Here is a 15,647-nt window from a genome sequence, read left to right as displayed (position 1 = left end):
GGATCTGTCTTCATGGGTGCTCTTTCGCTCCGTCCTGCGTAAGCATGACACCTTACCTGTTACCTGTTACCTGTTTTACAGCTACTGCTGCAAAATAAGTATCACCGCAGACCTCGGGCCTAAGGTGAGCCGGTTGCCGCGGAAGTTCATGGCCTCGGCAAAGTCTGCGTTCTTGTTGTAGCGAATGCCTGTGTATACACGCACTTTCCAGCTGAATCCCGTCATTTCGGGCACTTCAATGTTAACGCTCTCCCAGTAGGTGTTGAGCGCAAAGAACACCGCATCGTCAGCGCCCTGCTTGTTCTTGCCGGAATACATTATGCCTATAACGTGGTCGTGCTCTGAGAGCTTGTCGTTCCAAGGCCTGCCGTGGTGGCAGGTGATGTTCGGGTAGCCAAGCGATATCGGCTGGGTGTTCTTTCTTATGCAGCGGTGCTTCTTTCTTATGGCTATAAGGTCTTTGACTAAGAAAGCCATCTCGCTGTATTTGTTTAGCCTTGACCAGTCGAGCCATGAGATAATGTTGTCCTGACAGTAGGGGTTGTTGTTGCCGTACTGGGTGTTGCACATCTCGTCTCCTGCCAGAAACATCACAGCGCCCCTTGACATCATCAGCGTGCAGAATGCATTCTTGACCATGCGTATGCGCAAGTTCTCTATGTCGGGGTCATCAGTCTCGCCCTCGACGCCGCAGTTCCAGCTGTAGTTGTCATCTGCGCCGTCGGTGTTGTTCCAGCCGTTGGCTTCGTTGTGCTTTTCGTTGTAGGCGTATAGGTCATAAAGCGTAAACCCGTCGTGGCAGGTGAGGAAGTTTACCGATGCGTTGACACCTCTCTTTTCGGTGTCGTATATGTCGGCCGAGCCTGTTATGCGGTTTACTGCCGCCTGTGCAAGGCCGCTGTCGCCCTTTAAGAACCGCCGCAGGTCGTCACGGTAGCGCCCGTTCCACTCAGCCCAGCGGCCGAATGCCGGGAAAGTGCCTACCTGATAGAGCCCGCCTGCGTCCCACGCCTCGGCTATCAGCTTTACCTTGCTTAAGATAGGGTCGTATGCCAGGCTTTCGAGCAGCGGAGGGTCGGTCATAGGCGAGCCGTCCTCGTTTCGCCCGAGAATGGCCGCAAGGTCGAATCTGAAGCCGTCAACTCTGTATTCCACTACCCAGTAGCGCAGACAGTCGAGTATAAAGTCACGCACGACAGGGTGGTTGCAGTTAAAGGTGTTGCCGCAGCCCGAGAAGTTGAAATACTTGCCGTCGGGTGTGAGCATATAGTAGACGCTGTTGTCGAGCCCCTTGAATGAGAAAGCCGTGCCACGCTCGTCGCCCTCTGATGTGTGGTTGAACACCACGTCAAGGAACACGCCGATGTTGTTTTCGTGCAGCGCCTTTATCAGCGCTTTGAGCTCGTCGCCCTCACGGTTGTATTCTATGGCTGATGCGTAGCTCGTGTTCGGCGCAAAGAAACAGGTCGGGCTGTAGCCCCAGTAATTTAAGAGCTGCTGCCCCTCGTACATTCTCGCACCCTCAAGCTCATCAAACTCGAATATCGGCATAAGCTCTACTACATTGACGCCGAGCTTTTTGAGGTAGGGTATCTTCTCCATGAGCCCTGCAAACGTGCCCGGCGACTGCACACCGGACGAGCAGTCGTTTGTAAAGCCACGGACGTGCATCTCGTATATCACAAGATCCTGGAATTTAACGTTTGGCTGCTTGAAATCCCCCCAGTCAAAGAGGTCGGCGTGTACTCTTGCGTGGTAGCTGCCGTCGCCCTTGGGCTTTGCGCCCCACACGCTCTGGCCTGTTACCGCCTTTGCGTATATGTCGAGCACGTTTCTTGACTTGTCGAAGATAAGCCCCTTTTTCGGGTCATAGGGGCCGTCGAGCCTGTAGCAGTATTCAAATTCATATATATCGAGCCCGAAGATGATGATGCTCCATGTGTCGCCTATCCTGAACGAATCGGGGATAGGTATCACGGCATAGGGCTTTGTCTCGGTGCGCCTGAAAAGTGCCACCGAGCAGGCCGTAGCGTTTGACGAGTGTATCGTGAAATTCACGGCATTGTCAAGCGCCGTTGCTCCGTTGAGGTCGTAAAACCCCGGGCGCACATCAAAGCCCTTTATTTTTCTTGTAGGCATAAGGTTTCGTTTTTTCAAATCATTCACCGCCTATATAATGCATAATGCATAATGCATAATGCATAATTATGGTGTCGCCTGCGGCGACAATATCTGTCTAAACCTTGCACACCAAATCGGCGTAGCGGGTCATTCGCTTTTCAAAGCGGGAGAGCAGCAGAACGTCGCCCGTCTTTGCAAGGCAGAGGAAGAATTTCCTGTAATCTTCAAAAACATACCGCTTATCAAAGGGGGCGGCTATGCTCTCGGCAAACCGCTGAGCTTTGAGCCCGTCCGTCCCGAACAGGTTGAATACGACCACGGAACCATTCCGGCATATCCTGTAGAGGTCGTCAGTAAAGCTCTGCGAGAATATGCTCGAATGTATCTTTTCCGCCACAAAAAGGTCTACGAAGACCACGTCATAGTCCTTATCCGGGGCTTCTTTGACAAACATGAATGCATCGTCGTTGACTATCTCAAAGCGGCTTTTCATCTTTTCGGTGATGAAGTGCCTTTTGGCTATTTTAATAAGCTGCTGTGAGTACTCAACGCCTGTAACGAAGCAGTCATCATACCGCTGTATCAGAAATCTCGGCAGCGTGCAGCCGGCAGCTCCGAGCACCAGTGCCTTGTCGGGCGGGTCTTCTTTAAAGAAGCAGTCGGCAATACGCTGTGCGCAGGGGTACATAGGCTGGAAGATACGCTTTTCACTCAGATACACCGATGAGTAAAGAAAGCTCTCGCCGTTTTGGAACTCTATGCGTCTTATATCGTCCTTTTTGCAAAACGGGTGCTTGTAATCCGCCACCACGAACTTGACAGGGGCGCCCGTTTCCTCGTCCCTGAAGCTGTCAACTATGGTCTTGTTTTCTATACTGCTGAGTAAACCCATGATGTTAGTTATCTGTCCCTTGTGAGAGCCTTTGCCGTATATCTCAAACGGGCGGTATAAGCCGCCCGTTTTTGGATATGCGACTGTGTGTCAAAGCTCAGTCCTTTATTTCCTCAATGGGAGCATCTGCTGCATTCTTGCGGACACTCTCAATGCCGTTTTTGCAGGCAGCCTTTGTGGTATAGCCCTCGCTTGCTGCGATGACCTGGCCGTTAGTTGCCTTAAGGCGGAAGCGTGTCTCACCCTTTTTGTCGGTATATATTTCAAACTTCGGGCACTTAGCGGTCTCAAAGCCCTCTGCCGTCTGGTCTTCAAGATTTGCTGTCGGAGCATTTTTAGCCACGCTCTCACAGCCGCCCTTAGCTGATGCTAAAGTATTGAACACCTCGCCGCCTATAGCGACCACCTCGCCGTTGCCTGCCTTAAGCGACCATGTAAAGCCCGTATTAGTCTTCTTCACAACAAATTTTCCCATTGATATTCCCTGCCTTTCGATCAGATATTCAAGACGATCCGTCTTATTTCTATTATAATATAAATTATATCATTTGTCAATGTTCCGGCGGAATGTTGTATGATTTTATGCAAAATGAGAAGCTGCCCCTTTTTTCAGGTAACAGGTAACAGGTAACAGGTAACAGGTATGGTGCGCCTGACGGCGCTTATGCCCATTCGGGCGGTAACGCTGCGCTTAGTGAATAGTGAATAGTGAAGAATGAATAGTGAAGAATTGAGGTGTCCTGCTTGCGCCGATTATTGCAAGTTTCGCTTTGCGAAACTTGGCTGTCTGCGCAAGCAGACGAGCGCCATATCGGCCTGTTGGTCGGGCGGTTTCAGCTAAACCGTTGGATTTGCACCCCCTTCGGACTTGCCTTTCCTCAGCTTCATATTGCCCGAATGGGCATAAGCGGCGCAAGCCGCACCACAACTATTCACTATTCATTCTTCACTATTCACTCTTCACTAAAAAGGCCGCCCCCGGAAAAATCCCGGAGACGGCCTGTAATTATGCTGTTGTATCAGAGCGTAAACATTATCTGATTGAGAACGCTCTCTAAGTATTCCTGCCTGCCGCTTGTAAGGGAGTCGGTCACTTCGCCCTTTTCAAGTGCGTACTTCTCAAGCTCCTCAAAGCCTACCTTGCCGTCGATGATGTCCTTGCCGATGCCTGTGTTCCAGGAAGCGTATCTGTCGTCAACGAACTTGTCAACTCTGCCGTCCTCGATGAGCTTGTATGCAGCTCTTAAGCCAAGTGCGAATGTGTCCATGCCTGCGATGTAGCTGTAGAAGATGTCGTCGAGTGTGTAGGAGCCTCTCCTTGCCTTAGCGTCGAAGTTGAGACCGCCGTTTGTGAAGCCGCCTGCCTTGATGACTTCGTACATACAAAGTGTTGCATCGTATGCGTTTGTCGGGAACTGGTCAGTGTCCCAGCCGAGCAGCGGGTCGCCCTGGTTAGCATCGATTGAGCCGAAGAAGCCGTTGTCTCTTGCAACTCTCAGCTCGTGCTGGAAGGTGTGCTGTGCAAGTGTTGCGTGGTTAGCCTCGATGTTCATCTTGAAGTCCTTGTCAAGGCCGTACTTTCTTAAGAAGCCTATAACTGTAGCTGTGTCAAAGTCGTACTGGTGCTTTGTGGGCTCCTTGGGCTTGGGCTCGATGTAGAAGTCGCCGTCGTAGCCCTTGCTTCTTGCGTATTCAACAGCCATCTTCATAAGTCTTGCCATGTTGTCAAGCTCAAGACCCATGTTTGTGTTGAGCAGAGTCTCGTATCCCTCTCTGCCGCCCCAGAAAACATAGCCCTTGCCGCCGAGCTTTATGGTCGAGTCGATAGCCTTCTTTATCTGAGCTGCTGCGTATGCAAATACATCAGCCGAGGGCGATGTGCCTGCGCCGTGCATATATCTCGGGTGGTCAAAGCACTTGGCTGTGCCCCAGAGCAGCTTCTTTGAAGGGTCAGCCTTCATCTTCTCTGCGATGTAGTCTATAAGCTCGTCAAACTTCTCGTTTGTCTCCTTTAAAGAGCCGTACTCAGGAGATATGTCTCTGTCGTGATAGCAGAAGTAGTCGATAGAGAGCTTGTCCATTATCTCAAATGCAGCGTCTACCTTAGCCTTTGCTCTTGCCTCGGGGGAAGCCTCGCCCCATGTCTTGTCTGTTGTGCCGCAGCCGAACATATCAGTGCCGTCGCCGCCCATTGTGTGCCACCAGGAAAGAGCGAACCTGAGCTGCTCCTTCATCGTCTTGCCGCCTATTACCTCGTCGGGGTTGTAGTATTTGAAAGCGAGCGGATTGGTTGACTGCGGGCCTTCGTACTTGATCTTCGGGATATTTGCAAAAAACTCTGCCATAATATTGACCTCCATAACGTTATTTTTTTAAAATGTCGATACTATTATTTTACACCAAAAACCCCACCCTTGTCAACTGTTTTTTGTGACAAATCATATAAAGATATTCTAAAAGCCGAAAAAACTAAAGCGTGTATATTTATATAATGCATATATTTTTCCAAAAATTATTGACTATGCCGCCTGTATATGGTATTATAAATAGTATAGTGCATATTTAAGACGCACAGTATATGAAAGGGGAAAGAAAAATGGAAAAGGTTCTTGAAGTCAAAGGGCTTTCCAAGCAGTATAAACCCGGTGTTTATGCTTCGCAGGGCGTTACCTTTGATGTTCACAAGGGCGAGATATTCGCACTCATCGGCCCTAACGGTGCCGGCAAGACCACGACTATCAGAATGATATCGACGCTCCTCAAAGCAACAGAGGGCGATGCACTGGTCGCAGGCCACAGCATACTCACCGAGCCGGAAAAGGTCAGGGAGAATATAACCTACCTGCCAGACGAAGCCGGTGCATACAAAAATATGAAAGGCATCGACTACCTGAACTTCATGGCAGGCATCTATGCTAAGGACAAGGCATCGGCTGATGCGTATGTCGAGCGTGCCAAGGAGATATGCGGCCTCGGCGACAGGCTTAAGGACAAGATAGGCGGCTATTCAAGAGGTATGGCAAGAAAGCTGCTCATAGCCCGTGCTATCATGCCGACACCGGCGCTTGCGATATTCGATGAGCCCACCTCGGGTCTTGATATCATAAACGCACTCGATGTAAGGCGTATGCTCAAAAAGCTCGCTTCCGAGGAGGGCATGAGCTTCCTGCTCTCGTCGCATAATATGCTTGAGATAGAATATGTCTCCGACAGGGTGGGCATAATAGCCAAGGGTCACCTCTTAGAGGTCGGCGAGCCTAAGGAGCTCATAGAAAAATACCAAGCGCAGAACCTTGAAGAAGTATTTGAAAGGGTGGTGAAGCTGTGATGAAATTCATGATCCTTTTCAAAAAAGAGCTTAAGGAAATGCTCACGCTCACCACACTTATGACCATGATATTCACAGTCGTAGCAATGGTGATGGCAGGCAGTGCCATGTCAGGCGCAGTTGAAGAAGCGCAGGAGGCAAGCGGCGAGATAACTATCTGCAACCTCGATGACACGGAATTCACCAAGGCAGTGCTCAGCTTCCTTGAAAACCCTGCCGGCGGCGAAAAGAACGATGTAAAATACGTCGATGTAAAGGGCGATGACTACGCATCTGAGCTTGACAGGCTCGATATCAAAAACGTGGTGATAATCCCCGAGGGCTTTTCAAAGTCTATCGAAAACAATGAGCAGGCTACTCTTTTGTATATCACAAAGATGAACTCGCTCTCGACTATGTCTAACGTTTCAACAGGCTCGTCAAATGCAGTTTCTCTTATCAATGCGGCTGTAAAGAGCGCATTCTATTCATCAAAGGTCAACTCGGGCGCACTTCTCGATAAGGAAGTGACAATGCTCGAAGCACCTGTTACAGTCGAGGAGACAACTATAGTAGGCGATAAGTCAGAGAAGGTGTCGGCAGCTCTCGTTGTCAGCGCAACACAGATGAGCAATATGTTTTTGCCTATCATGGTGTTCGTGCTCGTTATCTATTCTTCTCAGATGATACTCAACGCAGTTGCGAACGAAAAGCTCGACAAGACCCTCGAAACACTGCTCTCTGCACCTGTTTCAAGACTTTCGGTGCTCTCTGCAAAGATGCTCGCAGCAGGCGTTGTTGCAGGCCTTAATGCGATAGTTTATATGTTCGGCATGAATAAGATGACAAGCTCGCTGTCAAACATGACCTCTGAGTCTGTCGATAATCTTGACGAGATACTCAAAAACTTAGGCCTTACCATGTCGGTAGGCGACTATGTGCTGGTGGGCATACAGATGTTTCTGACTATCCTTATCACACTTTCCGTATCCCTCGTGCTCGGCGTGCTCGTTAAGGATTCAAAGAGCGCACAGTCTTACATAATGCCTATATCCTTACTCGCAATGATACCCTATATGCTGTCGATGTTCGTTGATATCTCAACTCTTAGCCCGGCACTCAAATATGTGGTATACGCAATACCCTTCACACATACATTCATGGCAACACAGAACGTAATGCTCGGCAAGATGTCGCTTTTCTGGGGCGGATTTGCATATCAGGCAGTGCTTCTCGTAGTGTGCATGGGCTTTGCAGTAAAGGTCTTCACAAGCGACAGGATATTCACCATGACCCTCTCCTTCGGCAAGAAGAAGCAGAAGGAAGCAAGCAACGAGGACTAAGCCTTCTAAGGAGAATGCTATTATGTTCAGAAAAACAAAGGCGTTTTTGTCATTAATAACGGCAGCCGTGATGCTCACCTCCTGCTCTTTAGGCGGAGGGAGCAGCTCGTCATCATCTGAAAGCAGCTTGTCAGACGACAGCAGCACGACCACTACCCGTGCCACCGTGACGCTGCCGCAGGATAATACGTCAGTGTCTGACTCAAGCTCGCAGCCCGATGAGCAGACGCATGAGGATATCACGCCGCTTATGTGGAAGGTGACTTCGAGCGACGGCCACGAGATGACGCTCATAGGCACTATGCACGCACTCAGTGATGACTGCTACCCCCTGCCTGACAGGATAACGGAGCGCTATAACGCCGCCGAGGTGGTGGCCTGCGAAATGGACCTCTACGCATTCAGCAAGGATCTTACAACGCAGCTGAACCTTACCAATCAGGCGCTCTACAGCGACAGCGGCGAGACGATAGCGCAGCACCTTTCTGCCGAGACGGTGGACGGGCTGACGGCCTTTTTAGAAAAAGCCGACGGTGCAGGCACTATGGATAAGTACAAGAAATACAAGCCGTGGATGCTCCTGACGGTCTGCGAAACGTATGTCGTAAGAGCCCTCGGGCTCGACCCGTACAAGGGGCTTGACATCACGCTGAGCACTCAGGCGCACGAAGACGGCAAGGAGGTATATGAGGTCGAGGGGGCGGATTTCCAGTTCGATATGCTGATGAACTTCTCCGACGAGCTTTATGACCTGCTGCTTGGCGGATACAACGGCGACAGCTACGAGGCAGTCGTTGAGAACAACAGAGAGATGTACGCTGCGTGGAAGTCGGGCGACATCGAAACTGTCACACAGCTTGTCACAGGCGAGTTTGATGCCGAGAGCAAAGGCTTTGAAAATGACGAGCAGAAAAAGCTGTTTGAGAAATACGCTAAAGAGATGTTCTACGACCGAAACACTGGCATGGCAGACGCTGCCGAAAAGCTCTTAAAAGAGCACAACAACACCTTCTTCATGGTAGGCCTTGCCCACTTTTTGAACGAAGGCGGCATAATCGACCTCCTTCAGAAAAAAGGCTACACGGTCGAGCAGATATAACAGCAAAAGCCAGCCGCAAGGCTGGCTTTTTTAATTAAGAATGCATAATGCATAATGCATTGCGCCGCTTGGTCAGTTAACAGTTAACAGGTAACAGGTAACAGTTGTGGTGTCGGCTTACGCCGACGAGATGCCCATTCGGGCGGTATGTGACTGAGGAAAGGCAAGTCCGAAGTGGGCTGTCTTCGTCTTCTTCTTCCTTGTCGTAAGTGTTGGGATATCCCCGAAGGGGGTGGCGGCAGCTTCGCTGACGCAGGGGGGCGACCGGAAAGCCCCCCTACCGTAGCGTAGGGATAGGCAAAGCCCTTGCCCTGAGCTGAAACGTCCGGGTGCTTACCTTCAAGGCAGCCCTCTCGTTCCCATAGGGTACACCGAGGGGCTTTCGAGCCGGCTTTGTCGGCTCATGCGCCACCTCGACCCTTCGGGTGTACGCCTTTGGCGCAATTCACTATTCACTGAGCGCAGCGTTACACCTGCCTAAAGCATACTCCTTCCGCAGACTATGTCCACCCCGGTGCCTGCTGCATCGGAGAGTACCACATCGCCCATGCTGACCGGCAGCCGGGCAGTCTGTGCCTTTATTGCAGCTACGACATCGAATATCTTCTCCTTCGGGACAGGTGACTGTGTCTTTACAGGTATCGGCTTGCCGCTGTCTGTCATCATAGTGGTGGTGACTGTGCGTACAGGGGCAATAAGCTCGGTCTTTGCGTATTTTTCACCTCTCGGACAGGTGTTGCCCTTTACCGATATAACTTCATTGTTTTCTACCTCGGCTGTGAGAGCGCAGCCCATGGGGCAGTTTATGCATATAAGCTCCTTGGTCATGACCCCACCTCCTCAAGATATACGTTTATCTCCTCGCTGACATTTTCGAGCTTTTCACGCTTAAGTATTATGTCGAGCATCTCGCTCGGTACGAGTATCATGCTCTTGCGGCGCAGAAGCTCTGTCTCGCCGGACTTTATCACTATGCTCACATTCTTGTAGACTCCCGTCACCCTGAACCTGATGTGCGTCTGCTCGGGCAGCGAGGATATGTTTATCTTTGAGGGAACAGTGTATCTCACACCGTTTCCGACAGTCACGCTGACCTCATTTGCTGAGTCCTTGCGGCCTTCTCTGATGCAGCGTGCGGCATTCTCTCCGGCACGCCGGCTCTCCTCTGATACAAAGTCAACAAGGTCGTGAACGTGCAGCACGTTTCCGCAGGAGAATATGCCCTCGATGTTCGTTTCCAGGCTGTCGTTTACATATGCGCCGTTCGTCCTCGGGTCTATCTCAACGCCTGCGGCTAAAGAAAGCTCGTTTTCTGGCAGCAGACCGCAGGAAAGCAGCAGCGTGTCGCAGGGGTAGTATACCTCGCTGCCGGGAATCGGCGCACGCTTTTCGTCTACCTCGGCGATGTATACGCCTTCGAGCTTTTCCTTGCCCTTTATGTCAACTACCGTGTGGCTTAAAAGCAGCGGTATGCCGTAGTCATCAAGACACTGTACGATGTTTCGCTTAAGGCCGCTCGAATAGGGCATAAGCTCTGCCACGGCCGCAACGTGCGCCCCCTCCAATGTCATGCGCCTTGCCATGATGAGCCCTATGTCGCCCGAGCCTAAGATAACTACCTCCTTGCCGACATGAGCGCCCTCTAAGTTTACGAGCTTCTGCGCCGTGCCTGCGGTGTATACCCCCTGCGGACGGAAACCGGGTATGTTTAATGCACCCCTCGGCCTTTCACGACAGCCCATAGCGAGTATCACGGCCTTTGCTGTGAGCGTCACAGCGCCCCTTGTCGGGCTTATGAGCGATACAGCCTTGCTGCCGTCATCAAGCGCTGATACACCGAGCACCATTGTGTTGAGCTCATACGGTATGCCAAGCTCACTTACCTTTACTGCGAACCTCTCGGCGTATTCGGGGCCTGTCAGCTCCTCGTTGAAGGTGTGCAGGCCGAAGCCGTTGTGTATGCACTGATTTAGTATGCCGCCGAGCACGCTGTCACGTTCAAGGATAAGTATGTCATCTTCTCCTGCTTCCTTAGCGCCTATAGCTGCTGCCATTCCGGCAGGGCCGCCGCCTATGATAATGATGTTGTACTGCGTCTTCATATCAGCGCACCTCGCTTTCGTAAACGCCGTTTTTCCTGACAGCTTCTATCTTTATGCCGAGCTTTTCGGCAATAAGCGCCATGCTTGTCGGCGAGCAGAAGCCTCCCTGACACCTGCCCATGCCTGCACCTGTGCGCCTTTTTACGCCGTCAAGCGTCGTCGCCCCGAGCGGACGGTCGATAGCATCTCTTATCTCGCCCTCGGTGACTGTGCAGCAGCGGCAGACTATTTTGCCGTATGCAGGGTCTTTCTTTATAAGCTCATCTCTTGCCTTGTCGTCAAGCTGGGCAAAGTGTATAAGCCCCTGCCTTGTGTCGATAAAGCTCTCTTTCCGCTCAAGCGGTATCCTCTTTGCTATCAGCTCGCAGAGGTATTCACCGATAGCAGGCGCACTTGTAAGCCCCGGGGATTCAATGCCTGCTGCATCAAAAAAGCCCTCGGTGTCGCTCTCACCGATCATAAAATCTCCGCTCTCGCCGACTGCACGAAGCCCGGTAAAGCTCGTTATCACCTTGCCCCACGGCACGTTCTTGACAGATAATGAGCCCTTTGCCCTTACCTCTGCAAGGCCTTCGCCTGTGGTGGCGGTGTTTTCCTTGTCGTCAATGTCCTGCGCCGTCGGCCCTGCAAGGAGATTTCCGTGAACTGTCGGGGTCACGAGTATGCCCTTGCCCATTTTCGTCGGCAGCTGGAATATAGTCCGGCTCACGGTAGGCACATTCTCCTTGTCCATGAGCATATATTCGCCCTTTCTTGGTATTATCTTAAGCGGTGTCTTGCACACCATGCCGTGTATCCTGTCAGCATATACGCCTGCTGCATTTATCACGGTCTTTGCCTCAATGCTGCCCCTTGTGGTCTGTATATCAAAACCCTCCGCTGTCTTCTCTATCCCGGTGACAGCGGTCGAGAGCTTGAACTCCACACCGTTTGCCAAAGCATTCTCCGCAAAGGCTATCGTCATCTCAAACGGGCAGACTATGGCCGAGGTCTTTGCAAGCAGAGCGCCCTGCACCTCGTCAGTAAGGTTAGGCTCTAATGCTCTTGCCTCGTCGCCTGTTATTATGCTAAGCTCCCTGACACCGTTTTTCTCGCCCTTGGCCTTTAGCTCCTCTAAAGCGCCCAGGTCATTCTTGTCAAAGCAGAGCACCATTGCCTGATTTCTGATGTAGGCAAACTGCAGCTTCTTCGACAGCTCCTCCATCATCTCGCTGCCACGCACGTTGAGTTTTGCCTTAAGAGTGCCGGGCTTTGCATCAAAGCCTGCATGGACTATTGCGGAATTTGCCTTGGTAGTGCCCTCGCAGACATCGCTTTCCTTGTCAACAACGCACACCGAGAGCCTGTATCTTGAAAGCTCCATAGCCGCCGCACACCCGACAGCCCCTGCGCCGATGATAACAACATCAACCATTATCCTTACCTCCCATATGTCAATTGCATAAAATTTTCGATGCTTGCATAATAAATTATAGCATATATGCAATAAAAAATCAAGCATAAGTAAGTAAAAGCCCACAGCAGGATAAAAAAGGTATCGCCCGACCGATGACATTTTAAATCATCGCCGAAGGCGATACCTCTATTATTATTTATTCTTTTTTCTTTATTCTTTATTCTTTTAGCCTGCTAAAAGCAGGCGCTCTCAGCTTCCGTATATGTCGTTTGCCGACTTGTATTCGTCAACATACTCGTAGGAGACTGTGCCCTTGCCGTCGGACATGGAAATAAGGCTCTGACTGTAGGCCTCAGTCGGGTATGAGCCGATGTTCAGGGAATACATATCAGGGGCTGCGTATACAGCTACCGGCACACCGCCGTTGAAGGTCACGACCCACTCGTAGTTGCCGTATTCGTAGCCTAAGCTGTCACGAATGGTGTTGGTCAGGTTCTCGACAGTGCCGTATTCATCGATTATGTTCGGGCTCGTAACGCCTATGTCTGCACTTGAGAACACTACGCCGTAGGGTATCGGGTCGCCTGCCATCTCACGCTCTGTGGCGTACTGGTTCGCTGCGGCGAAGACCATATGTGCAGCGATGTTTGACTTTTCATATGAGCCCTTGGTCGTGTGCCCGGGCTTGTATGCACTTGAATCGGACAGAGACACGCTGCTGTTGCGGTGCTTTTCCGGATTGCTCTCTGCCTTGATGCTGCTGCGGTCGATAAGCAGCATCACGACGGCTGCCGTCATTATGATAAGTGCTGCCGAGAGCACTGCTATTATCATCTTTGCCTTTTTAAGACTTGCAGCGAGCGTTTCTTCTGCCGCTTCCGGCTGCTGCTCTATGACAGGAGATACGGCCTGCTGCGATATCACGGGAGATACGGCCTTTGGCTCTTTAACAGGCGATGCTGCCCTGCCCGAAGGCTTTCCGGCAGATATATCGGGTATAACAGGCACAGCCGCTGCCGCACCGCAATTGGGGCAGGCACTCAGGCTGTCATCATATTCAGTTGCACACTTATAGCAGCGCATGATATCTCCTCCTCGCTCAGTGCCTGATATACGGGTGCTGTTTGAGCTTTTTGATGACTATGCAGCTGATAGCCGGTATCCTCAGCTTCTGATTTATCGGGAACTTGTTCATCTTGCCGTTCTCATTGAGGCGTATGTAATACTGCCCGTAGGGTATGTCAAAATACTTGTCCTCGTTGTAGGGGTTGATGTAAACTATCAGCTCGTCGTTGTCGTCACGCAGCGAGTAGATGATAAGGTCGTTGTAGCCTGAGTCGTAAAATCTCAGGTATCTCTCAACATCGCCCTTTACGCTGAGGCGGAAAAGCGGGTTGTTGCGCCTGCACCTGATGAGCGCCTTGTAGTAGTTGAATACGTCTATGTTCTCCTCCTTCTTGTTCCAGCGAATGGCGTTGGTGAAGTCGGGGGAGTTGTATGAGTTGTGGTCGTAGATGTTTATGTCGTTTGCCTGCTCGCCCTCGGCAAGTATCCTCGGCTTGCTCCTGAGAAAATCCTGCCCGAGCTGTATAAAAGGCACGCCCTGCGAGAGTATCGTGATAGCCGCTGCGAGCTTTGCCATTTTTCTGCGCTCTACCGGGCTCTCGTGCTTTGAGCAGATGCACAGCTTGTCCCATAGGGTGTTGTTGTCGTGCGCTTCGCAGTAGTTTATCGCCTGCGTCGGCTCAAAAGCCCAGCACGCTTCGTTTACGTCCTTTAGCTGCCAGTGGGGCACAGAGCCTACTATGCCACGCTTTAAAACGCCTGTGGCATTGAAGTTACCCGAAACATAGCCCTTGTCGTACTGGTTGAAGGTGCCGCCCTTTATCGAGTCTCTTAGGTTGTCGTTAAAGAGCCCCACTCTGCCGAACTGGTAGGAATTCCACTTGTAGGCCAGCTTGTCTGACGGCATGGGTGATTCACCGCCTGTCCAGCCCTCGCCGTACATGAGGATCTGGGGGGATATCTTGTTTAGCTCGTCTCTTATGATGTTGACAGTCTCGATATCGTGAAGCCCCATAAGGTCAAAGCGGAAGCCGTCGAGCTTATACTCGGTCGCCCAGAACTTAAGGGAATCTATCATAAACTTGCGCATCATAGCGTGGTTCGAGGCTGTCTCATTGCCGCAGCCCGAGCCGTTTGAGAACTTGCCGTCGTGTGTCAGCCTGTGGTAGTAGTAGGGGAAAGACTTGTGGAAGGCCGATTCCTCGGTAAAGTATGTGTGGTTGTACACAACGTCCATTATAACGCCTATGCCGTGCTCGTGCAGCGTCATGATAAGCTGTTTGAGCTCTCTTATGCGCCTTTTGCAGTCTGATGCGTTTGTTGAGTATGAGCCCTCGGGGAAGTTGTAATTCTTCGGGTCATAGCCCCAGTTATACTGCGACGAGAAGGGTATCCTCTCATCGACCGTCGCATAGTCGAATATCGGCAGCAGCTGAACGTGGGTTATGCCGAGCTCTATCAGGTGGTCAAGGCAGGTGGAGACATTTCCGCACTTTGTGCCCGACTTGGTAAAGGCAAGAAAACGCCCTCTCTCCCAGTCGGAAACGCCGCTTGACTCGTCAGCCGAGAAATCCCTCACATGGCACTCGTAGATTATAGCATCGCACGCCGACGGGCATTCCACACGGCCTGTGCGTTCCCAGCCTGCCGGGTCGGTCGAGCGCAGGTCTATCACAGCGCCCCTGTTGCCGTTTACACCGCCGGCTTTTGCATATATGTCGATAGTTTCAACACGCTTCATGTGATCAAATTCATACGAATAGGTGTAGAATACACCGTCCATCTCACGCCAGAACTCGATGTACCACACGCCCCGATCGAGCCTTTCGAGGGGGAGCGTTTCTATCAGATTGTCTCCCTCACCGTCAAGGTAGAGGTTGAGATAAACGCCCGTTGCGAGCGGCGACCAGGTCTTGAAAACAGTCTTCCCGTCACGGAACGTGACACCCAGATCGTCCCCGTCATAGGCATTTTCTCTGTCAAATTTCTCATAATCGGTAATCTTTATCATTCTTACTATCTGACCTCTTTTTTTATAATGCATAATTAAGAATGCATAATGCATAATTGAGGTGTCATGTCCTTTTCGCCTTCAGCTCAAAGGACTCAAGTTTTGCTTCGCATAACTTGGCTTGCGCCGATTATTGCAAGTTTCGCTTTGCGAAACTTGGCTGTCTGCGTAAGCAGACGAGCGCCATATCGGCCGTGCAACCGAAGGGTTTAGCCTAAGCCGTAGGATTTGCATTTCCTCAATTATTCATTATTCACTATTCACTTTTTCACTGAGCGAAGCATTTCCGCCCGAATGGGCATCACGTCCTG

12 protein-coding genes are annotated in these 15,647 nt (G+C 51.2%); 3 read left to right on the top strand and 9 right to left on the bottom strand.

Annotation, left to right across the window (positions count from 1 at the left end; genetic code table 11):
* Positions 1-81 precede the first annotated feature (81 nt).
* The 4 genes from CD05_RS0112795 to xylA all read right to left on the bottom strand — a co-directional run bounded on the left by CD05_RS0112795 (position 82) and on the right by xylA (position 5,358).
* The gene (locus CD05_RS0112795; RefSeq protein ID WP_037323773.1) at positions 82-2,139 is read right to left on the bottom strand and encodes an alpha-amylase family glycosyl hydrolase; all 2,058 of its coding nucleotides are present in this window, start codon (positions 2,137-2,139) and stop codon (positions 82-84) included.
* 97 nt (positions 2,140-2,236) lie between these two features.
* Positions 2,237-3,013 carry a hypothetical protein gene (locus CD05_RS0112790; RefSeq protein WP_028510819.1) on the bottom strand — a complete coding sequence of 259 codons (777 nt, stop codon included), beginning with the start codon at positions 3,011-3,013 and terminating at the stop codon, positions 2,237-2,239.
* A gap of 97 nt (positions 3,014-3,110) precedes the next feature.
* Positions 3,111-3,488: a YegP family protein gene (locus tag CD05_RS0112785; RefSeq protein WP_028510818.1), complete on the bottom strand. Its 378-nt coding sequence runs from the start codon at positions 3,486-3,488 to the stop codon at positions 3,111-3,113.
* A gap of 544 nt (positions 3,489-4,032) precedes the next feature.
* Positions 4,033-5,358, bottom strand: coding sequence for a xylose isomerase (gene xylA / locus CD05_RS0112780; protein WP_028510817.1), 1,326 nt, complete (start codon positions 5,356-5,358; stop codon positions 4,033-4,035).
* A gap of 251 nt (positions 5,359-5,609) precedes the next feature.
* On the opposite strand from xylA, the gene CD05_RS0112775 reads away from it, so the two are divergent.
* The 3 genes from CD05_RS0112775 to CD05_RS0112765 are packed head-to-tail and all read left to right on the top strand — an operon-like array spanning position 5,610 to position 8,762.
* Entirely contained in the window at positions 5,610-6,341 is a 732-nt protein-coding gene (locus CD05_RS0112775) for an ABC transporter ATP-binding protein (RefSeq protein WP_028510816.1), read from the top strand.
* Positions 6,341-7,663 (top strand): ABC transporter permease, encoded by a 1,323-nt coding sequence (locus tag CD05_RS0112770; RefSeq protein WP_028510815.1) that lies wholly within the window; start codon positions 6,341-6,343, stop codon positions 7,661-7,663. The genes CD05_RS0112775 and CD05_RS0112770 overlap by 1 nt, the downstream gene beginning before the upstream one ends.
* A 22-nt stretch (positions 7,664-7,685) precedes the next feature.
* Positions 7,686-8,762 carry a TraB/GumN family protein gene (locus tag CD05_RS0112765; RefSeq protein WP_028510814.1) on the top strand — a complete coding sequence of 359 codons (1,077 nt, stop codon included), beginning with the start codon at positions 7,686-7,688 and terminating at the stop codon, positions 8,760-8,762.
* A gap of 477 nt (positions 8,763-9,239) precedes the next feature.
* Here the strand turns inward: CD05_RS0112765 and CD05_RS0112760 are convergent, their stop codons facing one another.
* The 5 genes from CD05_RS0112760 to pulA form a co-directional block, all read right to left on the bottom strand.
* Entirely contained in the window at positions 9,240-9,590 is a 351-nt protein-coding gene (locus CD05_RS0112760; RefSeq protein ID WP_028510813.1) for a DUF1667 domain-containing protein, read from the bottom strand.
* The gene (locus tag CD05_RS0112755) at positions 9,587-10,864 is read right to left on the bottom strand and encodes an FAD-dependent oxidoreductase (protein WP_028510812.1); all 1,278 of its coding nucleotides are present in this window, start codon (positions 10,862-10,864) and stop codon (positions 9,587-9,589) included. Before CD05_RS0112755 ends, CD05_RS0112760 begins: the two co-directional genes overlap by 4 nt.
* A gap of 1 nt (position 10,865) precedes the next feature.
* Positions 10,866-12,278: an NAD(P)/FAD-dependent oxidoreductase gene (locus CD05_RS0112750; protein WP_028510811.1), complete on the bottom strand. Its 1,413-nt coding sequence runs from the start codon at positions 12,276-12,278 to the stop codon at positions 10,866-10,868.
* Positions 12,279-12,509: 231 nt separating this feature from the next.
* A complete protein-coding gene (locus CD05_RS0112745) occupies positions 12,510-13,343 on the bottom strand; it encodes a hypothetical protein (RefSeq protein ID WP_028510810.1) in 834 nt (277 codons plus the stop codon).
* 16 nt (positions 13,344-13,359) lie between these two features.
* Positions 13,360-15,336, bottom strand: a complete 1,977-nt coding sequence (gene pulA / locus CD05_RS0112740) for a type I pullulanase (protein WP_028510809.1) — start codon at positions 15,334-15,336, stop codon at positions 13,360-13,362.
* Between the last annotated feature and the right edge of the window lie 311 nt (positions 15,337-15,647).

The organism is Ruminococcus sp. NK3A76, assembly GCF_000686125.1.
Classification (GTDB): domain Bacteria; phylum Bacillota; class Clostridia; order Oscillospirales; family Ruminococcaceae; genus NK3A76.
The sequence above is the reverse complement of the archived record's forward strand: the minus strand, read 5'-3'. Positions and strand labels throughout refer to the sequence as shown.